Raw genomic sequence first — 23,292 nt, forward strand, 5'->3', positions numbered from 1 at the left:
CCGCAAAATCACCTGGACCCACGAAGTATCCGGTACTTCGGGTTCCGATGACTGGCGTGCTCCAGTCGTTTAATTACGGCTGATCGTTACAAGCATCGACCAGCACTGCTGGTCGATGTTGTTTACGCCCCTCCAGAATTTCGCGTGCGTTGAACCGCCTGGCGGTAGTCGACGAACGCCGCTGTACAGCACGAGGAACAAGGGATGTTCGCGCCGGCCAATGAAACCCACTTTGCCCTGACCATCGAAGGGCTCTCCGCCGATTTTCAGGTATTCACCCTGACCGGCCGGGAAGCCATCAGCCAGCCTTTTGTCTTTGAGGTGGAGCTGGTCAGTGAGCAGCCGTCGCTGGACCTCGAAACCCTGCTGCACAAACCGGCCTTCCTGCAGCTGTCGCCCGATGGCAGCGGCATTCATGGCCAGATCTACCGCGCCGCGCAAGGTGACTCAGGCAAGCGCCTGACGCGCTATTCGGTAACCCTGCGCCCGCAACTGTCGTACCTGGCGCATCGCGTCAACCAACGCATCTTCCAGAACCTCACAGTGCCGAAAATCATCGGCATGGTTCTCGAAGAGCACGGCATCCAGAGCAACGCCTACGAATTCAAGACCGGTTCGATCTATCCTGAGCGCATCTACTGCGTGCAATACGATGAATCGGACCTGCACTTCATCCAGCGCCTGTGCGAGGAAGAAGGTATCCACTACCACTTCCAGCACAGCGCCACGGCGCACAAGCTGGTGTTCGGCGATGACCAGACGGTGTTCCCGAAACTCCAGCCTGTGGCCTACCAGCAAGACTCCGGCATGGTCGCCAGCAATCCGGTGATCAAACGTTTCGACCTGCGCCTGGAAACCCGCACCAGCCGCACCACGCGCCGCGATTACGACTTCGAAAAACCGCGCCTGACCCTGGAAAGCGAGAACCGCGGCGACGCCCTGCCCGACCTCGAAGACTACGACTACCCGGGCCGGTTCATCGACCGCGAGCGCGGCAAACACCTGGCCAAACGCGCCCTCGAACGCCACCGCAGCGACTTCCAGCTCGCCGAAGGCAAGAGCGACCAGCCGTTGCTGGTCAGCGGTCATTTCCTCGCCCTGACCGAGCACCCGAAAGCCAAATGGAATGACCTGTGGCTGCTGACCGAAGTCCTGCACGAAGGCAAACAGCCGCAAGTGCTCGAAGAGTCGGTGACCAGCGACACCACCGCACTGAAAGACGATTTCCATCAGGGCTATCGCAACCGCTTCCAGGCGACCCCGTGGGACGTGCCGAACCGCCCGCCCCTACGCCACCCGAAACCGCGCATCCTCGGCAGCCAGAGCGCCGTGGTCACCGGCCCCAAAGGTGAAGAGATTCACTGCGACGAGTACGGCCGGGTCAAAGTCCAGTTCCACTGGGACCGCGAAGGTCAGGCCGACGATAAGACCAGTTGCTGGTTGCGTGTTTCCAGCGCCTGGGCCGGCGCCCAGTACGGCGGCATCGCCATCCCGCGCATCGGCATGGAAGTGCTGGTCACCTTCCTTGAGGGCGATCCCGATCAACCGCTGATCAGCGGCTGCCTGTACCACAAGGAAAACACCGTCCCGTACGATCTGCCGGCAAACAAGACCCGCAGCACCTTCAAGACCCTGAGTTCCATGGGTGGCGGCGGCTACAACGAACTGCGCATCGAAGACAAGAAAGGTCAGGAGCAGATCTACCTGCACGCCCAGCGCGACTGGGACGAGAACATCGAGCACGACCAGAAGATCCGCGTCGGCAACGAACGCCACGACACCGTCGAGCAGAACAGCTACACGGAATTCAAGGCCGAAGAACACCACACCGTCTACGCAGATCGAAAAGTCGAAGCCCGCGCCAACGACCACCTGACCGTTGGCGTCAACCAGCACATCAAGATCGGCACCGGCCAGTTCATTGATGCAGGCCAGGAAATCCACCTGAGCAGCGGCATGAAAGTCGTGCTCGAAGCCGGCGCCGAGCTGACCCTGGTCGGCGGCGGCAGCTTCATCAAGATCGACGCCGGCGGCGTGACCATGAGCGGCCCGACGATCAACATCAACTCCGGCGGCAGCCCCGGCAGCGGCACCGGCGCCGCCCCGTTGATGCCCGGCGTGCTGAAACAGGCCGACGCCGACAAGGCCGGCCAGGTCCTGACCCCGGCCCAGATCAACACCCTCAAACGCAACGCGCCGTTCTGCGAAGAATGCGAAAAATGCAAGGCAGGTGCCTGTGCCATCTGATCGACTGACACCCAAGGACTGGCTGGCGCAACAGCCGCTGCAGATTGGCGAGCGTTTGTACTTGATCATCAGCGCAGCGAGCGATGCCGACGCACTGAAAACCCTGTACCTGACCGAACCCACCGCCCAACTCCTGCCAATCTGGGGCGGCACGCCCTACTCCACCTGGCAACCGGTGATGCCCTACGTCACCGAACTCAAACCGAACTCGGCATTCCTGCCCTGGATCGCCGAAACCGACGCCCTCGACTGGGGCTGGCTGGCCGTCTCACGCGCCGAACCGAACGACGTGTTCGAGCACCTGCGCAGCCTGACACAGGTGAAGATGCCGGACGGGACTGAGGTGTTTTTCCGGTTTTGGGATGGGCGGCATATCTATCCGATTCTGAAGGGGCTTGGGGAGAAGTCTGGGGAAGTAATGCCGATGTTTGAACGGTATCTGATTAATGGGCAAACGCTGGAGGTCGGGACGCGGGTGTTGCCGAAGGTGAAGGATTGGCCGTGGTGGGAGGTGCCGAAGGAGTTGTTGGATGGTCTGATGGCCGAGAATCCGTCGACGATTATTGGCAACATGATGCAGTGGTTGCTGGATGAACATGCCGATCTGTACTTCTCGTTCCCCGAATCGAACCTGAAACAAAAAGTGGCACGCTTTGTAAAACGCACGCCGCTCACGGAAGAAAATTTTGCCGGGCTGCTGAAAGCCCATCTGGAAAGTGAGGTGGTTGTATGAGCGTTTTGATGGGTGGGATCGTTGGCGGCCTCACAGCAAAGCAACCTGATGCTCAGGCGATCATCGCCGACTTCAAGAAGTGCCTGAAAGATTACCGTGAACACGCCGAAGCCTGGTATGGCGGCATTCTGGATGCCGAGCAGCAGTTCAAGGTCGGGGACGAAGTCGGCACGGCAGACAAGGACAGCAAAAAGGAAAATACCCTTTATGCCAACTGCCCGGCCAACGGCAAGCTGGTACTGGTGCATAGCTTCGAATCCGCACGCTTTGTCCCTATCGGTAATACGCCGGTACGCCTGACGCCAGTGGTAGATGGCCGCTTTATTGGCAAGAACGAAGTCGGTCCGACCATCAACAAAACCATCGACTCGACGGGGATTCTGGAAGTATCCGGACTTACTCCGAATCAGCAGTACAAGATCACATTCTTTCCAAATCCCACGCCTGCCCAGATCGACAGCCTGTTCAACTCCTATCAGGGAGTGATTGGTGAATTGGGCGGATGGCTGCAAACCGAGTGGAGCACCAGTTTCCTGCCGCTGTGGCAAGCGCATACCGATGCGTCACTAGGCGGCCGCGCCCTGCAAGAGCTGGAAGCAGCGTGGGAAGGTTTTCTCAAAGCAATCATGGGTTTGTGGGGCGACATCAAAAGCCTCTACGACCTCGTTGCACACCCCCGCGAAAATTACGAAAAACTGAAAAATTTCTTCACTGAAGAACAGATCAAGAAGATTTATGACGCCTCGTCAGAGGCCATCCACACGGCCCTGCTGATCGCCAGCGACGAACCGCTGATGTGGATCTACGTCGCTGCCATCGTGGCGTGGATAAGAATGCTGCCGCCACAGACCTGCACAGAAGTGCTGGCGCAGATGAGCACAGAATTTTTGCTGAACATTCTGGTCGGTGTGGTTCTGACGGGTGGTCTGGGCCTGGCCGTGCGTATCGGTACAAAAGCAATCAAAGGTGTACAGAGCAGCGGTAAGGTCATAAAACTGATTGAAGACTTTACCGGCATGCTGATGAAGGTCAGCAAGTCCAAAGCGACGCCGCATACCGAGGCGTCGAAGCCGTTATTGCTTAATGGTGATTCGAAGTTCAATCCGGCACGCAAGGCAGATGTTCAGATTGCGTCGCCTAAACCTGCCGAAACCGCCACAGCGCCGAAGAACAAGCCACCGGTGAGCGGTGGAAAAGTGGAATCCGATGCGCAGATTCAGGCCCGTAAAAAAGATGAGCCGGCTTCGCGTGTCGAACAGGTAGAACCCGTCGATAACGCGCCCAAACAGTCGAAAAACCCGGCTGACGAACCTGCGCAATGCGTCGACAAAACCTGCTCCAACGGCGAACCCGTGTCGATGGTGACCGGTGAAGAATTGCTCACGCTGACTGATGGCGAACTGGGTGGTCTACTGCCATTCGAGTGGACTCGCCTTTATCGCAGCAGTGCGGTGGAAATCGACAGCCGCCTCGGCCATGGCTGGAGCCATTCACTCTCTCATCACCTGCTGGTAGACAATGAAGGCGTGCTTTGGACCGACAATGAGAACCGCCAGACCCGTTTCCCGATGCCGACCGAGCAGCGTCCGGCCATCACCAACAGCCTTGCCCAGGCAGCGATCTTCCTGGGGGACACTCCCGGAGAGTTGGTTCTTACCCAGGCCGGCCCCAAAACTCGCTTCTACCATTTCCGAGCTGGCCGCCTGACTACCATCAGCGACGCTTACGAAAATCGATTGCACATCAGTTACGACTTCGTTGACCGCATCCAGCGTATCGATAACGGCGCAGGCCGTGCCCTGTTACTGCGTTACGACGACCGACACATTGTGGCCGTCGATCAGCAGCAACAGCGCCCGGAATACAACGAGCGTGGTGAGCGCCAGGATCCATGGCTGACGATTCAGACGCTCGTCACCTACCGGTACAACGCACGCAATCAACTTGTTTCTTCCACAAATGCAGCCGGTGAAACCGAGCACTACCGGTACAACGATCAGCACGTCATCCTCGAACGGCAAATGGCCGGCGGCGCCAGCTTCTTCTGGGAATGGGAACGTGAAGGCAAACATTCCCGTTGCGTCCGCCACTGGGCCAATTACGCGCAAATGGAAGCGCGGTACGAGTGGGACGACAAAGGCTCGGTGACCGTCTACAACGCCGATGGCAGTGAGCTGGTCTATGTGCATGACGAAAATGCACGCTTGGTCAGCGAGACCGCGCCCGATGGCGGCGAAACGCAAAATGCCTACGACGATCAGGGAAGGCTGGTCGCCGTAAAAGATCCAATGGGCGCGATCACTGAGTATCAGTACAGCGAAGCTGGGCGCTTAATCGCCGTCATCCCGCCAGAAGGTGTACCGACCCGTTACAACTACTTCAACGGTCAACTCATTGATGTACAGCGCGGCAAAGCGCGCTGGAAATATGAGCGTAATCGCCAGGGTGATATCACCCAACAAACCGACCCGGACGGCAACGAAACCTACTACAGCTATGACCGTCAGGGCCGACTGCTGGAAATCCGTCACCCCGATGGCAGCCGCCATCAACTGGGCTGGAACAACCTCGGCCAATTGCTGGAAGAACGCCTGCCGGACGGCGGTCAGCGTAAGTACCGCTATGATGCACTTGGCCGGCAAATCACCCGTCAGGACGAGTTCGGCGCGATTACTCAATATCAATGGGACGCCGTCGATCGCCTGATCCAAGTCACCCTGCCAGGCGGAGCCACTCGCGCATTCACCTACAACCCGTATGGCCGGGTCACCGCCGAACGCGACGAGCTAGGCCGTATCACCCGCTACGAATACGCCGACAACCTACACCTGGTCAGCCGCCGCATCAATCCGGACGGCAGCCAACTGCGCTACCGCTACGACAACTCGCAACTCAACCTCACCGAGATCGAGAACGAACGCGGTGAGCGCTATCAGCTCGATTACTACTCGAACGGCCTGATCCAACAGGAAACCGGCTTCGACGGTCGTCGCACTGCCTACGAGTACGACCTCAACAGCCAGTTGGTCAAGAAAACCGAGTACGGTGATGACGGCAGCGAACTCGTTACCGAATACCAACGCGATGCCGCTGGCCGTTTGCTGGTCAAGACACTTGCCGATGGCGAAGAGGTTCACTACAGCTACGACGCACTGGGCCGTCTGATAAACGTCGACGACGGCCATTGGCCGCTCGCCTACGAATACGATGTGCAAGATCGCCTGATCACTGAACACCAAGGCTGGGGCACCACGCGTTACGAATACGACAGCGTTGGCCAACTGAGTCACTGCCGTCTCCCTGACGGCAGCACACTCGACTACCGTCACCTGTCCGGCGGACGCCTGAGCAGCATCGACCTCAACGGCTCCCGCCTGACCAGCCACCAGTTCAGCGCCGGTCGCGAACAGCAACGCCAACAAGGTCTGCTGCGCAGCCAATACCAGTACGACGAACAGGGTCGCCTGCAAGCGCACACAGTCGGCCAGCGAGACAAGAACCTGTTCCAGCGTCGCTACAACTACGACGCCAACGGCAACCTAGCCGGTATCGATGACAGCCGCAAAGGCAATCGCAGCTACCATTACGACCCACTCGACCGACTTATCAGCGTGCGCGGCGCCACACCGGAAAGCTTCGCTCACGATCCGGCGGGTAACCTGCTCGGTCAGAACAATGAAGGCACGGCGAACCTGGCCAACGTCAAAGGCAACCGCCTGCTGATGCAGGGCGACCGCCATTACGACTACGATACCTACGGCAACCTGATACGCGAACGCCGTGGTGCCGGCCAGAAACTCGTCACTGAATACCGCTACGACTGCCAGCACCGCCTGATCGGCGTAAGCCTGCCGGGCGGTAGCACCGCGTCCTACAAATACGACGCCTTTGGTCGCCGTGTCGAAAAAACCGTCGACGGCCAGACCACGGAATTCCTGTGGCAAGGCGAACGACTGATCGCGGAAAGCGCCGAAAACCGCTACCGCAGCTACATCTACGAACCCGGTAGCTTCCGCCCACTGGCGATGCTCGATGGCGAAGGCCCACGTAAGGCCACGCCGTTTTACTACCAACTCGATCACCTCGGCACACCGCAGGAACTCACTGATTACAGCGGTGAGATCATGTGGTCAGCGAAGTACCGCGCCTACGGTAACCTCGCTACGCTGGACGTCAGCGAGATTGATAACCCGCTGCGCTTCCAGGGTCAGTATTTCGATTCCGAGACGGGCCTACACTACAACCGGCATCGCTACTACAATCCGGGGACTGGACGGTTTTTGACGCCGGATCCGATCAAGCTTGCTGGGGGGTTGAATAATTACCTGTATGTCTCAAACCCCACAGGCTGGGTGGATCCTCTTGGGCTTAATCAGTGTCCGGGTAGCGGCAGATATTTAGACAAACCCGCAGAAGCTGATGGTTCTTTAAACATTGGTGCCGGTACAAATCCGATAGAGGGTTATTACAATATCGATATTGATCCTAAAGCTCCGGGAGTACACGCTGGGAATGCAACGGATTTGTCGGGTATAAAATCAGGATCACAAAGTCATATCAACATGGATAACCCTTACGGCTACGACCCTTTAAACCCAGAAATATTAAGGGTATTATCCGAAAATGGAAAAATCACTATTACAGGCAGCGCATTCGCAAACAAATACATAAAGAAATCACTAAAAAGAATAGATGAATTAGGGCTAAGAATAGTTTCACAAACCAAAGTCGACCCAAAAGGCTTTAAAACAATTGACGGCAACCAAATCGAATCAAAACAACTTGATCAGTTTGTAATCGAGAGAGCAAAATGAATTTCTCAGTTGACATTACAGAATCCTTTGGCGCTATCGATTTCGATAATGCCGGCGGAGTTATTTCACATATAAATATACCCCCGAACGAAAATATTCAAGATAAATTTCGACTCGAATTATTTAATTTTGTACTTAACTTAATAGACAAACCAGTAATTTCTTCAATAGAAAACCAGAATCCAAATTTTCTAGAAAAGATGGACGAGGACGGATTCCTGGTCATTAAGAAAGCTATTATCACATTTGAAAAAATAAAAGGTCACGAAAAATTAATACGCCTATTGAACCAGGAAAATGGCTACTTGACGCACGAGTCTTACGGCCCAAAACTAGAGAACAAAGATAAAATATACGACATCGGCGGAAGATCGTTTTCAACTCCTGAATTATTAATTAACCTCGCAATAATTTCACCAAAAAAAGTAACCCTCGACTTCAGCGCTTCAAACCACACCTATATACCCACATACGAAGAACTTCAGAAATCAGTAGAAATATTGAACTCACAAGCAAATCGCTCCCAACCTGAAATCCAGGGAGTATTCGATACTAACTTTAGCAATTCTCATATGATAAGCGACTTTGACGCAGGCTATCGAGTATACAAATTATAGAAAAGTAACGGACCGGGGCCATATGGAAGAGATTATTCAGGAGCTTTTGAACAAAGTTTCAACCAGAGGTATCCTCACGAAAACCTGAATGTATAAATAGTTGCAGCACACACAACAAGAACCGTAACTGATGGATAGCATTTTTATAGACAAATCAAAGGACAAAAACAGGCAAAAAAAGTTTACAGATTTATTTCGCTTGCAAAAAAGGGACAGATTTATTTTCCGGCTTGCCCCCCTTTTTTTGATTCAAAAGTTTTTTTGAAGACAGCCTTTCTTAGCCCCCTTTTCAGAAAATAAATCCGTCCCCTTTTTTCTCAGCTATCACTACGACCCACTTGATCGGCTGATCAGCGTGCGCGGCGCTACGCCGGAAAGCTTCGCCCACGATCCGGCGAGTAACCTCCTGGGTCAGAACAATGAAGGCACGGCCAACCTCGCCAACGTCAAAGGCAACCGTCTGCTGATGCAAGGCGACCGCCATTACGACTATGACGCCTATGGCAATCTGATCCGCGAACGCCGTGGCACCGGCCAGAAACTCGTCACCGAATACAGATACGACTGCCAGCACCGTCTCATCGGCGTAAGCCTGCCGGGCGGTAGCACCGCGTCCTACTAATACGACGCCTTCGGCCGCCGCATCGAAAAAACTGTCGACGGTCACACCACCGAATTCCTGTGGCAAGGCGAGCGGCTGATCGCCGAAAACGCAGAAAACCGCTACCGCAGTTACATCTATGAGCCTGGCAGCTTCCGCCCACTGGCGATGCTCGATGGTGAAGGCCCGCGCAAGGCCACGCCGTTTTACTACCAACTCGACCACCTTGGTACCGCAAGAACTCACCGACTACAGCGGTGAGATCATGTGGTCGGCGAAATACCGTGCGTACGGCAATCTGGTAGCGCTGGATGTCAGTGAAATCGATAACCCTCTGCGGTTCCAAGGTCAGTATTTCGACGCTGAGACAGGGTTACATTACAACCGGCACCGCTACTACAATCCGGGCACTGGACGGTTTTTGACGCCTGATCCGATTAAGCTTGCAGGTGGGCTGAACAGTTACCAGTACGTGCCTAACCCTACGGGGTGGGTGGATCCGTTGGGGTTGAGTGTCTGTCCCGATAATAATTCCTCATCCACAGGTGGTGCGAAAACCCCATCGACCGCAGCCACTATTGATGAAGGCACTCCGAATTCACCTAAACCTCAGGATCAATCGGGTTACAACGCGGCACGCTTTGAGCGCCTTCGCGCGGGATATGCCGCCGACGAAATTAAAAGTGCTAAACCCATCGGCAGCGCTTTAAAAGACGATCCTATGCACCGAGCGCCTAGTTACGTAGTTGACCAAATACCTGATAAAGGGAGAGTATTTCCTCTCCGCGGAGGTGACGGTACAAATAACACCCTCACACAAATGCCGGGATCGATGAATAACAAACCCGGAATCTTTGAGTGGATTGTTAATTCAAAGATGGAATTAACACATCAAAGATTCATACCTGACGGAAGAATAACCGGCACCCCGAATCAAATACCATCGAGGCTTCCAAAGTAAACAAATGAATCTACTACCCCTAAACGGCAACTACACATTTTCCAAAACCCCTTGGTTAAATTGGTCTCAACTAAACGTTGGCCTGAAAAAAGGCTTCATCAATGAGCAAGGTATTTCTGACTATATCTGCAACGGACTGACAAAAACCTCTCCTCCGGAGGCCTATGAAATCGCCACTTTGAACGCGACAGAGCATCAATTACTGCGAGAATTATTGCAAACCCTCATCAACAAAGACTCGCATCAAGTAGAAACTGAAGAAGAAGCAATCAAACCTTGGATTTATTTGACCCTTTCTTATTTATACGAAAATAAAGACCTATCAAAAGACCCCTTTGAAAGCATAGAAGAATTATATGCAGATCTTGACTACCCGGAAGAAATTGCACCAATAGTTAGATATATGCCATTACCTGAAGGTGCAGTCGGCTCTGAGGAACTACTATACGAAAACTGGAAAACAATATTATCCAATTACGAAGATTACTTTCAGAACAAGCTCAAACAACACTGATGCTCAGCATCTATGATCGAGATGTAGAACGCGGCCGGCGAAGCCGAGCGCTATCGCTACAACGATCAGCACGTGATTCTGGAGCGCCAACTGGCAGGCGGCGCGGCCTTCTACTGGGAGTGGGAGAACGAAGGCAAACTGTCTCGCTGCATCCGTCACTGGGCCAACTTCTCGCAGATGGAAGCGCACTACGCCTGGGACGATAAAGGCAGCGTAACGGTAACCAACGCCGATGGCAGCGAAGAGGTCTACACCCATGACGACCAGGCGCGACTGATCAGCAAGATCGACCCGGACGGCGCCGAACATCTGAAGGCCTACAACGACAAAGGTCAGATGATCGCGGAAAAGGATCCTTTGGGTGCTGTCACCGAATACCGGTACGACGACAACGGACTGATGACTGCTGTCATCCCGCCGGAAGACGAAGCCACCACGTATGAATACATCAATGGTTTCGTCAGCGATGTTCATCGCGGCAAAGCCAGTTGGAAGTACCAACGCAACCGTCAGGGCGACATCACCCAGCAAATCGACCCGGATGGCAATGCCACGCTATACAGCTACGACGCCCAGGGTCGCCTGCTGGAGATCCGCCACCCCGACGGCAGCCGCCATCAACTCGGCTGGAACAATCTCGGACACTTACTGGAAGAACGCCTGCCGGACGGCGGTCAACGCAAATATCGCTACGACGCACTGGGTCGGCAGATTACCCGCCAGGAAGAATCCGGCGCCATCACCCACTACCAATGGGATGCGGCCAACCGCCTGGCACAAGTCACGCTGCCGGGCGGTGCAACACGTGCCTTCACCTACAACGCCTATGGCAACGTCACCGCCGAACGTGACGAACTCGGCCGCATCACTCGCTACGAATACGCCGACAACCTGCACCTGGTCAGCCGCCGCATCAACCCGGACGGCAGCCAACTGCGCTACCGCTACGACAACTCGCGTCTGTTGCTCACCGACATCGAAAACGAGCGCGGCGAGCATTACCAGCTCGATTACTACGCGAACGGCCTGATCCAGCAGGAAACCGGCTTCGACGGTCGCCGCACGGCCTATGAATACGACCTCAACGGCCAGTTGCTGAAGAAAACCGAATTCGGCGATGACGGCAGCGAACTCGTTACCGAGTATCAACGCGACGCCGCTGGCCGTCTGCTGGTAAAAACCCTCGCCGATGGCGAGGAGATTCACTACAGCTACGACGCCCTCGGTCGCCTCGTAAACGTCGACGACGGCCACTGGCCGCTCGCCTACAAGTACGACCTGCAAGACCGCCTCATCGAGGAACACCAAGGCTGGGGCACCCTGCGCTACGAGTACGACAGCGTCGGCCAGCTGAGCCATTGTCGCCTACCGGATGGCAGCACACTCGACTACCGCCACCTGTCCGGCGGACGCCTGAGCAGCATCGACCTCAACGGCTCACGTCTCACCGCTCACCAGTTCAGCGCCGGTCGCGAACAACAGCGCCAGCAAGGCCTGCTGCTCAGCCAATACCAGTACGACGAACAAGGCCGACTGCAAGCACACACAGTCGGCCAGCGTGATAAAAACCTGTTCCAGCGACGCTACAACTACGACGCCAACGGCAACCTCGCCGGCATCGACGACAGCCGCAAGGGCAATCGCAGCTATCACTACGATCCGCTTGATCGCCTGATCAGCGTGCGCGGTGCTACACCGGAAAGCTTCGCCCACGATCCGGCGGGCAACCTGCTCGGTCAGAACAACGAAGGCACAGCCAAGCTCGCCAACGTCAAAGGCAACCGCCTGCTGATGCAAGGCGACCGCCACTATGACTACGATGCCTACGGCAACCTGATCCGCGAACGCCGTGGTACCGGCCAGAAACTCGTCACTGAATATCGCTACGACTGCCAGCATCGCCTGATCGGCGTAAGCCTGCCCGGAGGCAGCAACGCGTCCTACAAATACGACGCCTTCGGCCGCCGTATCGAGAAGACCGTTGACGGCCAGATCACGGAGTTCCTGTGGCAAGGCGAACGACTGATTGCTGAAAGCGCCGACAACCGCTACCGCAGCTACATCTATGAGCCCGGTAGCTTCCGTCCACTGGCGATGCTCGACGGCGAAGGCCCGCGCAAGGCCACACCGTTCTATTACCAACTCGATCACCTCGGCACGCCGCAGGAACTCACCGACTACAGTGGCGAGATCATGTGGTCGGCCAGGTACCGCGCCTACGGTAACCTCGCTGCGCTGGACGTCAGCGAGATCGATAACCCGCTGCGCTTCCAAGGTCAGTATTTCGATGCTGAGACAGGGTTACATTACAACCGGCACCGCTACTACAATCCGGGGACTGGGCGGTTTTTGACGCCGGACCCGATCAAGCTTGCGGGCGGGTTGAATAACTACCAGTACGTGCCTAATCCTACGGGGTGGGTGGATCCGCTTGGTCTGAACACTTGTCCTGGCGGCGAGAATTGTACGCCTGGAGTGGGGGCTGACGATGCTGCAACAAAACCACAAGTAAATGAGGGCGATCAAAAAGCACCTGAGACAGGAGGCGCAGCTCGAGCTGCTCAATACTCTGCAAATTGGCCTAAAGCAAATTTAAATAATGCTGTGGAAAAATTCGCCGGCAACAACCCTATAATTAGCAAACTGTTTAGAGTAAGAAAATATACAAAAACCCTCAAAACGGAGTAGAAGTAGTAGAAGACATGAATGGAAACTATTTTAGAGTTTACGCCCCCTCACTTCCCGGAAAACGTAAATATCTGAACCTTGACTTAATTGTACCTAGCAACAAAACGCTTCCGAACGGAAAGCAAACAGGCAGATCGCAAAGCGAATACAACGAAGTTACGCATTTTAAAGGAACCATAGAAGTGAAAACAATTTCAGTGCCAGTAACCGTGGAAGCAATGAATCGATTAGACTTTGATGCATGTTTACCGGGAGATCTGGAAGAAATTTTTCTTTCCGAAGATGAATTCTCAACCCTTGTAAAGACCGGAGCAATTGAAAAAATTAACTCAACATTAGGAATACTTATAGATGAGTACGAAGACGAAAAAATACAAGGAATCTCAGACTTACAAACATCCCTCAACATATTCCAAGAAGCATTAAAAACCACCAACACTGAAACAATAAACAAAATCTTAAAGCTTAATGAATCAGCAATAAAACATAATACTGGATTGTTTTTTTACTTCTGAATTTTTCCCATAAATATATAAACTGATAAAAACTACAAATCCATATTTAATACTCAACTTAAAGAATATCGAAAAAAAACCATTCGTCATCCGATAAAAATGGCAACTCAACATAACTGAATGACATAAACACGTAAACGCTTTCAATTTATAAAAAATAATGGATTTCTATTTCTGGTGAAATCACTCACCAAAAAACTGAGCATACCTATACTGCTTCAGCTTGCCACTTTTTATCAAAATGGATTGAACGCCCTCCCTTTGGCTTTCTTTTCAGAAAATAAATCCGCCCCCTTTTTCATTGCAAAATTTCGATGACTGGAAAAATCTTCAATGAAGACCACTTTTGAAACTGCTTTAGACCTTCACGAAATATCTGATTTCTTTAAAGGAAATGGACAATATTTTGCTCGAGACTCCGACTGGGGAGACCATCTTTTTATCAGCAACTGGCAGGAAATGTGCAGTGTTTTAAAAAATCAGAAAGCCGCACAAAATTTACTCACATCGATATTTGAAGATTACGCAAAATATTTGAAGGAAGATTATTCAGATGCCGAAGGATTATTCTCAAATATAAGCGCTTACTACACACTTAAAAATAAAATAGCCTTTTTATCGAGCAATAGTTACGACTTAATCGAAAGTCTTGACGAGAGAAGCAAGAAAGATATAGGAAAACTATTTCGTTTGCTTAGGCAACAGTACGATTTAAAAAACAAAGATCTGCCAAAGTACACTTTTGATGAGGAAATCAAACGATTAAAGCTCAAGGGATGCACTCTTAATCTTGAACAGCTTTGAAAAAGCATGCAGATCACGACTTCGGCACAGCTGATGATAGACATTTAAAGAATTCAAAGTCTAAAAACTCTGCTAACCCCATAAAAATATCATATTAATATCAGCGACCACCCGACACTATATAAAAACGAATAAAGTGCACAGATTTTTTGTGTAGGCAGCCCAAAAAAGCAATCAAAATAAATCTGTTCCCTTTTGCCTCTTTTGCCTTCGATGACACTAGGACCGGAAAGGTCCCCGGCACCAAAGAACACTCCCCCTTCAAGGAAAAAAATGAAAACCTGGAATGAATTTGATGGCAACACCTTATTCAATAGAGTGTTCACCAAACCTATTAAAATTAGCACGATAAAGTTATTCCAAATAACAATCGACAACAACAGACCTAACATAACCTTCGAATTCGATATCCCAGAAATCCCCGACTCCGCACCTGAAAAATGGATAAAGATGGGATTCAACACTTGCCGCATTGGCTTGAGCTGCAACGGAGTCAAGGAATTATTCTTAAAAAACATACCTACTCAAGAGAGCCTCACTATCAAAATAGAGAAAATTGACGAGTATTTTTTTAATCCGTGCAGAAAATGAAAACTCTCTATTGGAGTTCAAAATAAAATACCCATTACTTTGCGACCCTTCGGTTTACATGAGCACCCATGAATAAACATCAAATCACACTCGCCAACAACTGGATCGCCACCTTCGAAAACAACGGTGAATTCCGCATGGGAGCCGAAGGCTGGAGCTTGGTCCTGCAAGGGCCTGACGGCAGAAATATCAATTACTTCGCGGACAAGATCATTTTGGTCAACGATGACGACGGCACCCAGGCTAATTCGTGCATTCGTCTATCCAGCGACGGTGTCTACGGTTATTTGAGCACAGCCGTTGACAGCTGCTGGGTGATCGATTTCTCGCGGTGCATGATCGCCCCGCACCGAGTGAGCATCCATCACTACCATGACGCCTATGACGAAAGCGTGGCAGCTTACGAACAACCCGCCTTCAAGCGTGCGAGGCAATATATCAGTGTGGTTGGAAGGTACATCTATCTGACCTTCCCGCTGACCAAAGATGAAGACTTCCCCAAGGTATGGGAAGAGTATCTGTCCATACGCAAACGCCAACTGGACGAGCTTTATTTCAGAAACTGACCAGTGGGCGCCAATATCATGTTGCTATTGGCGCGCCCTACCCGATCAACTCGTCCATCACCTCATACTTAACCACCACCCGATTCCGATACAACCTCACCCGCTCCACCAACTCCCCCACCTGCCCCTTCTCCCTCACCTCCCGCCAGATCTCATTCTCCCGATACACCCGCTCCCCCTCCCGCACAAACCGATGCCCTTCCTGAAACACGTGATACCGATACTCCCGCACCTGATCGCACAACAACTCGCCCTCCAGCTGCGTGTCCCCCACATTCAACTTCAACTGAAAACTCCGATCCGTCGGGTTGTGCAGTACCAGGTCAACGTAGTTGTAGAAAATTGCCGCACCGGAACCGAATGGCAGCACTCGCCCCTCATCCGGGAATGAATCGAAACTGTGGTTGGAGCGTTCAACAACGACCAGCGGTGAGTGAATCGCCATCCAGTGGATCAGGTTGCTCAGTTGGCAGATTCCGCCGCCGATACCGCTGCGTGCTTCGCCGAAGGACAGTTCCATGCCTTCGACGTAGCCGCGTTTGCGGGTTGGGCGGCCGACGAGGCGGCAGAAGGAGAAGTATTCGCCGGGGGCGATGATGAGGCCGTCGATGGCGGCGACGGCGAGTTTCAGGTTGATGACTTTGTTGTGTTGCAGGGCGAGGTCGGAGTCGCCGAGTTTGCGGATGAGTTTTGAGGTGTGTTTCAGGTAGCGGAATGGCAGACGGTCAGCGCCGGCAACCAGGCGTGCGTAGCGATTGCTGGAGCAGTGCCAGGCGATCTGGCGGAACAGTCTTTTTTGCCACACGCGCAGCCAGTACAGGGCCGGGTGGTAGAGGGAAAGTGGTTTCATCCGTGGGGCGACGGCAGGTGCCGTTTCTTCCTTGAAGCATCTGAGGGGCGCGCAGTTTAGCCTGTGGGCCGGCTTGCGTCGTGCGCGAGATGTCCTGTCTCGAAACACCTCGCCTCACTTCCTGAACAGCAAATTAAGCTTCAACTAAGCTTGCGTCGCTAGCATCCCGGCCCGAGAGACACCTGTCGCCGATCAACCGCGGATGAGCTTCCTGAATGAACCAGTTTGATTTACCAGCCGTTACGCAGCCGAATTTCAGTCTTGTATTGGTAAATTACAAAACCCCGGACATCACCCGGATGTGCCTGGAGCTGTTGCGCGAGCATGTCCAGGCGCAGCGCATCCCGGTTTGGGTGGTGGACAATGACTCTGCCGACGCCAGTCTGGATTATTTGCGCTCGCTGGACTGGATCAATCTGATCGAACGCTCCTCTCCCGGCAAAGAAGCGGGACATATTGCGCATGGCAAGGCGCTGGATCTGGCGCTGGGAAAAGTTAAAACCGACTATCTGTTTTTGCTGCACACCGACACTTTTGTCTACGACAAGGAAGTCTTCGCGATGATGCTGCGTGAGTGCGCAAAGTCTGCAGACATCGCTGCAGTCGGGTGTGTCGAGCAAATCAATCGCGGGATTGTCAGAGACACCTGGCGACTAACTTCGCGGTTTTGCAAACACTATATTCGCCGGGCGAAAACGGCATTGGGTTTGCGCAGTAAAGAGCCGAAACCTTATCGGGAAACTCACCTCAAAAGTTTTTGCACGTTGTGGAACGCCAGGTTGATGAAGTCTCAGGGACTGCACTTTTGCATGGATGACCGAGTTCCCGGTTATACCCTGCAGGATCGAATGGTCGCTTTGGGCTACGGCATCAAGCTGCTGTCACCGCGCAAGATTTTCCGCTATTTGGATCACATCCAGGCAGGCACCGTCGCTGCCGCCGGCACCTACGGCAAAAACCACCGTCGCACCAGAATGTATGAGGCCACTCTCAAACGTTTTCAAAAGCAAGCATCGGTTTGATCACGAACACAAAAAGGGCGACTGCAAAGTCGCCCTTTTTTTAATCCGAAATTGTATACATCCGCTCCGAAGAGGTGTTCGCCCAGTGTAATGGCCTGGCAATCCATGCACCGGTAAAGAGCCCTGACACTGGGCGAACGGGAAGGATTTTAATAGAAGTTGGCGGATATGTCGTCATATACAAAGGTAAATTTTATGTACGAAAAAGTTAATAGATATTTATCGACGAAATCCTTTCGTGAAACTTTCACTGCATAGCTCAACTCATTTCAGATGATTGTTCTCATACAATAATCTGTACAAGAACAACCATCTTGTAGAGTCAATACTCAACTTTCATGCTGACTGGTCACTTTTAATACATCGGTATAAGTGACAACTACGCTCTGCCCGACTTTCAGATCTTTCAGCTTGGCTTGGATTTCAGGCTTTTTCACGTCGAGTGTTTTCGACTGACCCTGCGGGTTTTGCAGGGTCACCTGATTATTCTTCAAATCAATTTTGGTGATTTTCAGTTGCACCTGAATCTGGCGATAGGCCTCACCGCCCGGGTTTTCGCTGCCCGGCGCCTTGCGCAGCTCACCGCTGCGTTCGACGGTGCCAGGCAGACCTTTATCCACATCGGTATCGAGGTAAGCCGCCACCGAGCGTTGTACTTCGAGTTTTACCAGGTCGCCGACCTTGAGGTTGGCGAGGTTTTTCGCCTTGTCGCTGAGCTGGACGTGAACCTGACGGCCTTCTGCGCCTTCGAACACGACCTGATGGTTGGCCGCATCGACGGCCAGCACTTTGGTGGTGACCTGATCGGCCTCGATGGTGGCGGACAGCGGAATGTCCGCCGCCATGGCAACGAAGCTGGTGGCGGACAGGACGGTTGCGAGGGTGATGGCCTTGGCCAGAGCGTGGAGCTTCATAAGCGGTACTTTCCCTGTAGTGAATGGCAGCAACCGGCGCCAACGCGTGTTTGGCACCGAATGTGCCACTGAGCATAGACGCTGTTCAGGGCTTGGCTGTTGTTTATGCCGGGGCCTCAGGCTTCGGGGTCATCCAGTTCATTGGCGACATTCGCGGCGGGCGAATCCTTGTGCAGGTCGTCGGCCTTGGCGCGCAGGATCTGCCACTGCTCCAGATCGATCGCGCCTTGACCGAGCAGGTCGTCGGCGATGCGTTGCAGGTCGAAATAGTGAGCATCGGGGGACTGCTGCCAGTAGGTCTGATCGTCGAACAGGCGCTGCCAGGTGTTGAGGTCTGGGGGTTGCAGGTCGTCGCTCATGGCTAATCCTCCACGGGTAATAGTTTGTAGAGGCTGCGCAATAAAACAGAGTTCAACCCAATCCCTGTAGGAGCTGCCGCAGGCTGCGATCTTTTTAAAGATCAAAATCAAAAGATCGCAGCCTTCGGCAGCTCCTACATTGGTTGCGGGGCAGCAGTCAGTACCCGGTCATTTCCAGATAGCCGCGTCCGCCACGGCTGCCGCTGATCTGCACCGGGCCCTCCCAATAAGGAATGCGCAGGTTCATCCAGGCCTTGGGGTTGAGCGCGTCGAGGCTGATGTCGAGGTGTTTGTCGGGAATGCGGATCGACCAGCGCACCGGCATCGTGTGCCCCGCAATTTTTGCGCTGTCCTTGGGTGTGAGTCTGATCTGCTCGCCGTGCAGGGTTTCGGTACGGCCGTCGGCGCTGATCCAGGTGCCGGTCAGATACGGCGCGCCATCGGTTTGTCGGGTGCGAAACAGCATCAGCGATTCACCGCTGTCCAGGTGCAGGGAAAACCAGTCCCACCCGGTCTGATTGGCCGCCAGCGGCTGACTGCTCCACTCACGATCCAGCCATGCCGGGCCGCTGACGGTGTAGGTCTGGCCGTCGATTTGCAGGGTGCCGCTGGCCTGAAAGAACGGCTGACTGTAGTAGTACGAGGCCTGGCCTTGTTCGGATTTGCGGCTGAAACCGTTGTCGCCCTGCAACACCAACGGGCGGCTGGAGGTGAGGTGCAGTTGATAGCTGAAGGCTTGGTCGCGGGCACTGAGTTGCACATCCGTCAGCGGATCCTGCGCCTGACTGGCGAAGCGCCAATCATCGATCCACGCCTCGAACGGCGCCACGTTAACCCCGGCCTGCCCCACTCCGCCCCGGGCATAGCGCTCGGCAGCGTGGTGCGCGGTGGCCGACGTCACCGCGGCATGCCCGAGCCAGATTGTCTGGTTGGCCCAGCCCGGTTGCTCTGGCGCAGGTTTCAAGGCGCTGCGAAACAGTGTCCATTGCACACCGAAATCGTGGCCCTGCTGATCCTTGAGATTGGCGGTGACGTACCACCACTCGATACGAAATCCATCGTGGGCGCCGTGATCCGCCGGGAAGCTGAACGCCCGCCCCGGCACCACGGGAGTGAATTGAGCCGCCTGATCGCCGAGCCCGGCAAAGCCCTTTTGCTCAGGCACAGGCTGATCGCAGCCGCCCAAAAGCAGCAGCGTGAAAAGCAACGCAACCCGCTTAATCCTCATGAGCAAACGTCCTCAGCAGATCCGCCGGTTGCGTGCGGTACAACGAATACAGCGGCCACGCCGAGGCCAGCAAGGTCGCCAGTAACGCCAATCCCATCAATTGCAGCAGTTGCAGCGGGAAGATCCGCAACGGTAAGCGCCAGCCGAATGCCTGCACATTGATCACCGAGTCCAGACACCACGCCAGGGCGATCCCCAGCGGCAACGCCAGCACCAGCGTCAGCAGCGCGAGCAACCAGGTCTGGCCGAGGTTGAGCAGCATCAACTGCCGGCGCGTCACGCCCAAGGCCCACAGCGGCGCCAGTTGCCCGAGGCGGCTCTGGCTTTGGGTCAGCAAACTGATGAACAGCGCCACACCGGCCACCGCCAAAGTGAGGCTGTTGAGCGCGGCGGTGGCGGCGAAAGTGCGTTCGAAAACCTGCACCGACCAACCTTTGAGCCGCGCCTGATCCACGATGCGGCTGTCATCGAGCTGAAAGCGCGTTTGCAGCGCAGTCAAAAACGACGGGATGTCAGGCGACGCGATGCGCAGGTTGAAACGGTTCGGCGTCAGCGTCGGCCACAGGCGCAGCAGGTGGTTGCTGTTGACCAACAAATGGCCCTTGGGATTGCCGTAATCGGCGTAGATGCCGACGATGCGCGGTGACCACGGTCCGCCCGGCGTCGGCACGCTCAGATGATCCCCCGCGCGAACCTTCAGCCGTCGCGCCAGTTGTTCGCTGAGCATCACCGCATCGTCCGTCGCCAGGTGCGCCCACGGATCGCCGGCAATCGCCTCGAGCAACGGCCAGTGTTGGCGATAGTAAGGATGGTCGATCACCCCGAACACATCCGCCGGCCAGCCCTGCAGGGTCACGGCTACTTGCCAGTTGGGCAGCACCGCGCTGACGTTCGGCTGTTGTTTGAGCCAGACGTACATCTCGCGCGATTGCGCCGGATTCACCGGGTTGAGGTACAGCTCGGCACTCAGGCGTTGTTCGAGCCAGTCATTGAAGGTCTGGCGAAAACCGGCGGTCATGCTGCCCGCGCCGATGTTTGCCGCCAGCGCCAGCAGCAGCGCCATCAGCGCCAGACTCAGTGCCGGTAACTGTTGGCGGCAATCAGCAAGAAACCACTGACCCAGCACCGAACGACTGCGCCCAAGCAATCGATTGAGCACCGCGCTGAGCACCACCGGCAATGCCAGCGCAGCACCCAGCAGCAACCCGGCCATCAACATGAAACCGCTGCTCAGGCTGTCGCCCCAGACCAACGCCAGCAGTGCAATCAGCGCCAACATCGCCGCCAGCCAACCCTGACGGCGCAACCAGCGTGCATGCTGCTGATGCCAGGCCTGTGGATCCGCCACCGCCAACAGCGGCAAACGTGCCGCACGCAACAGACTGTTGGCGCCGGCCAGCAACGCGCCGAACAGACTCAAACCAATACCGCTGAACCACCACCACGGACTCAGACGCAACTGCCCCGCCACTTCCGCGCCGTACAAACCACGCAGACTAGCGGCGACATCCGGCAGCAACACGCTCGCCAGCCAGTAACCGCTGACGACGCCGAACACCCCGCCAATCAGCGCCAGCACACCGAGTTCGACGATCAGGCTGCCGATCAGCATCCGCGCACTGACCCCGCAGGCACGCAACGTGCGCAGCAGGCCACGACGCTGCTCCAGTGCCAAACCGATAGCCGCGTGCACGATGAACAGCCCGACCACGAACGAGAGAAATCCCAATGCATCAAGATTCAGGTGGAAGCTCTCGGTCAGGCGCGCCAGATTGTTTTCCTCGGCGCTGCTTTTGAGCTGCAACCGGCCATTGAACGCGGCCGGCAACTCGGCGTGAAAATCCTTGGGCAGTAACAAGCGCGACAGTTGCCGGGGTTGCTCAAGCACGGTTTGCGCGACACCGATATCCACCAGCAACACGCCCGGCGCCATGTCTTGTTGCGCGTGCAGCGGTGGCAGGCTTTGTCCGTTGACGGCCTGCGGTGTTGCGCCTTCGGTCAGGCCCAACGCGTGCAGGGTTTCCGGGGAAATCCACGTGCTGCCCGGCGGCGAGAAGAACGCGACGATGCGCTCGATCGGCATCGCCTGCCCGGCCACGGCGGAATCCACCGGCAGCGACACCGGTTCGATGCCCATCAGTTGCAGGCGCTGATCCGGGTGATCCTTGAGTACCAGCCGCCCCTGCAGCAGCGGCGAAACCGGCCAGCCCTGGCGGCGCAGGTCAACGAACCATTGCTGGGTAAACGTCGCTCCATTGGGCGTAGCAAGGCTGGCCTGTGGTTCGCCGCCAATCATCTGGCTCGCCCGGGCGTAACTGTCGCGGGCCTGGCTGTTCAGTGCTTCGACGCCGGTCAACAGACTGGTGGCCAGCCACAAACCCGTCAGCACACTGAAGAACTGTACCGGATGCCGCCGCCAATGGCTGAGCAGCGCACGCAGGGTTTGCCAGAACACGTTCACGTCAGGCGGCCCTTGGACAACACCACCCGCTGCGCCAGTCGCGCCGCCACGCGCGGGCTGTGCGTGACCATCAGCAGCGTGGTCGGCGTGTCGTCGAGCAACTCCAGCAACAGACGCAGCACTTCATCGCTGGTGGCTTCGTCGAGGCTGCCGGTGGGTTCGTCGGCCAGCAGCAGTTTCGGTCGCGACGCCAACGCCCGGGCCAAAGCAACCCGCTGCTGCTGGCCGCCCGACAGTTGTTCGGGATAACGATTGAGCAAATCACCCAAACCCAGACGCTGCACCAGATGCGCTTGCCAGCGCGGCTCATGGCGCCCGGCCAGACGCGCCTGAAACGCCAGATTGTCCTCGACCCGCAGGCTGCCGATCAGGTTGAACTGCTGGAACACCAGACCGATTTCCGTGCGGCGCCAGTCGGCCAGTTGCGCTTCGTTCATCTGCTCCAGTCGATGCTCGCCGTTGTGGATGCTGCCGCGATCCACCTTGTCGAGGCCGGCGATCAGGTGCAGCAAAGTGCTTTTGCCACTGCCGGATTCGCCCATCAGCGCCAGGCTGCCGCCGGGTTCGAGCGTCAGGTCGACGCCTTGCAGCACGGGCAATGAGCCTTGGGGAGTGAGGTAACTTTTGAAAACGCCTTGAACCTGAAGCATGCCGCCATCCGTTGGATCAGTGTGGGGCAAGGATAGCGGATAGCGGCCTCTTCAGATCAGTGGTGTTTGAACTGGCCCCATCGCTGGCAAGCCAGCTCCCACAGGGCTTGGGTTGTTCAAAAATACTGAGTACACCCTAGAACACTGTGGGAGCTGG

At 55.1% G+C, this 23,292-nt stretch carries 16 protein-coding genes and 3 pseudogenes; 13 read left to right on the forward strand and 6 right to left on the reverse strand.

Translation table 11 applies throughout. From position 1 onward, the window contains the following. The 12 genes and pseudogenes from B1722_RS29045 to B1722_RS14620 form a co-directional block, all read left to right on the forward strand. Positions 1-73, forward strand: a pseudogene (locus B1722_RS29045) (type VI secretion system tube protein Hcp); the annotation flags it as partial. A 131-nt stretch (positions 74-204) separates the two neighbouring features. Beyond that, positions 205-2,247: a type VI secretion system tip protein TssI/VgrG gene (tssI, locus tag B1722_RS14575; RefSeq protein WP_041066322.1), complete on the forward strand. Its 2,043-nt coding sequence runs from the start codon at positions 205-207 to the stop codon at positions 2,245-2,247. Next, positions 2,237-2,980: a DUF4123 domain-containing protein gene (locus tag B1722_RS14580; RefSeq protein ID WP_086793115.1), complete on the forward strand. Its 744-nt coding sequence runs from the start codon at positions 2,237-2,239 to the stop codon at positions 2,978-2,980. The genes tssI and B1722_RS14580 overlap by 11 nt, the downstream gene beginning before the upstream one ends. After that, a complete protein-coding gene (locus tag B1722_RS14585; RefSeq protein ID WP_256578852.1) occupies positions 2,977-7,794 on the forward strand; it encodes an RHS repeat-associated core domain-containing protein in 4,818 nt (1,605 codons plus the stop codon). The genes B1722_RS14580 and B1722_RS14585 overlap by 4 nt, the downstream gene beginning before the upstream one ends. Further along, positions 7,791-8,411 (forward strand): hypothetical protein, encoded by a 621-nt coding sequence (locus B1722_RS14590; protein WP_086793116.1) that lies wholly within the window; start codon positions 7,791-7,793, stop codon positions 8,409-8,411. Before B1722_RS14585 ends, B1722_RS14590 begins: the two co-directional genes overlap by 4 nt. 319 nt (positions 8,412-8,730) lie before the next feature. Further along, positions 8,731-9,538 (forward strand): annotated as a pseudogene (locus tag B1722_RS14595) (RHS repeat domain-containing protein); the annotation flags it as partial. A 439-nt stretch (positions 9,539-9,977) separates the two neighbouring features. Further along, positions 9,978-10,487 carry a DUF2247 family protein gene (locus B1722_RS14600; RefSeq protein WP_086793117.1) on the forward strand — a complete coding sequence of 170 codons (510 nt, stop codon included), beginning with the start codon at positions 9,978-9,980 and terminating at the stop codon, positions 10,485-10,487. Between the two features lie 27 nt (positions 10,488-10,514). Further along, a pseudogene (locus B1722_RS29860) lies at positions 10,515-13,175 on the forward strand (RHS repeat-associated core domain-containing protein); the annotation flags it as partial. Positions 13,176-13,189: 14 nt separating this feature from the next. Beyond that, the gene (locus B1722_RS29050; protein ID WP_140396017.1) at positions 13,190-13,690 is read left to right on the forward strand and encodes a hypothetical protein; all 501 of its coding nucleotides are present in this window, start codon (positions 13,190-13,192) and stop codon (positions 13,688-13,690) included. 333 nt (positions 13,691-14,023) lie between these two features. Beyond that, the gene (locus B1722_RS14610; protein WP_041066313.1) at positions 14,024-14,494 is read left to right on the forward strand and encodes a hypothetical protein; all 471 of its coding nucleotides are present in this window, start codon (positions 14,024-14,026) and stop codon (positions 14,492-14,494) included. A gap of 273 nt (positions 14,495-14,767) precedes the next feature. After that, entirely contained in the window at positions 14,768-15,085 is a 318-nt protein-coding gene (locus B1722_RS14615) for an Imm50 family immunity protein (protein ID WP_254616342.1), read from the forward strand. 68 nt (positions 15,086-15,153) lie between these two features. Further along, positions 15,154-15,651: a hypothetical protein gene (locus B1722_RS14620; protein ID WP_041066309.1), complete on the forward strand. Its 498-nt coding sequence runs from the start codon at positions 15,154-15,156 to the stop codon at positions 15,649-15,651. Positions 15,652-15,688: 37 nt separating this feature from the next. Here the strand turns inward: B1722_RS14620 and B1722_RS14625 are convergent, their stop codons facing one another. Beyond that, positions 15,689-16,501 (reverse strand): VanW family protein, encoded by an 813-nt coding sequence (locus B1722_RS14625; RefSeq protein ID WP_086793118.1) that lies wholly within the window; start codon positions 16,499-16,501, stop codon positions 15,689-15,691. 215 nt (positions 16,502-16,716) lie between these two features. On the opposite strand from B1722_RS14625, the gene B1722_RS14630 reads away from it, so the two are divergent. Continuing rightward, positions 16,717-17,523: a glycosyltransferase family 2 protein gene (locus B1722_RS14630; protein WP_086793120.1), complete on the forward strand. Its 807-nt coding sequence runs from the start codon at positions 16,717-16,719 to the stop codon at positions 17,521-17,523. A gap of 329 nt (positions 17,524-17,852) precedes the next feature. On the opposite strand, the gene B1722_RS14635 is transcribed toward B1722_RS14630, so the two are convergent. The 5 genes from B1722_RS14635 to B1722_RS14655 form a co-directional block, all read right to left on the reverse strand. Further along, positions 17,853-18,437, reverse strand: a complete 585-nt coding sequence (locus B1722_RS14635; protein ID WP_086793122.1) for a hypothetical protein — start codon at positions 18,435-18,437, stop codon at positions 17,853-17,855. A gap of 116 nt (positions 18,438-18,553) precedes the next feature. Continuing rightward, positions 18,554-18,796, reverse strand: a complete 243-nt coding sequence (locus B1722_RS14640; protein ID WP_086793124.1) for a hypothetical protein — start codon at positions 18,794-18,796, stop codon at positions 18,554-18,556. Between the two features lie 157 nt (positions 18,797-18,953). Further along, positions 18,954-20,024 (reverse strand): lipocalin-like domain-containing protein, encoded by a 1,071-nt coding sequence (locus B1722_RS14645; protein ID WP_086793126.1) that lies wholly within the window; start codon positions 20,022-20,024, stop codon positions 18,954-18,956. Further along, a complete protein-coding gene (locus B1722_RS14650; RefSeq protein WP_086793127.1) occupies positions 20,014-22,485 on the reverse strand; it encodes an ABC transporter permease in 2,472 nt (823 codons plus the stop codon). The genes B1722_RS14645 and B1722_RS14650 overlap by 11 nt, the downstream gene beginning before the upstream one ends. Next, positions 22,482-23,135, reverse strand: a complete 654-nt coding sequence (locus tag B1722_RS14655) for an ABC transporter ATP-binding protein (protein WP_086793128.1) — start codon at positions 23,133-23,135, stop codon at positions 22,482-22,484. The genes B1722_RS14650 and B1722_RS14655 overlap by 4 nt, the downstream gene beginning before the upstream one ends. Between the last annotated feature and the right edge of the window lie 157 nt (positions 23,136-23,292).

Source organism: Pseudomonas sp. SCPG-7 (assembly GCF_002156405.1).
In the GTDB taxonomy this organism is placed as follows: Bacteria; Pseudomonadota; Gammaproteobacteria; order Pseudomonadales; family Pseudomonadaceae; genus Aquipseudomonas; species Aquipseudomonas parakoreensis.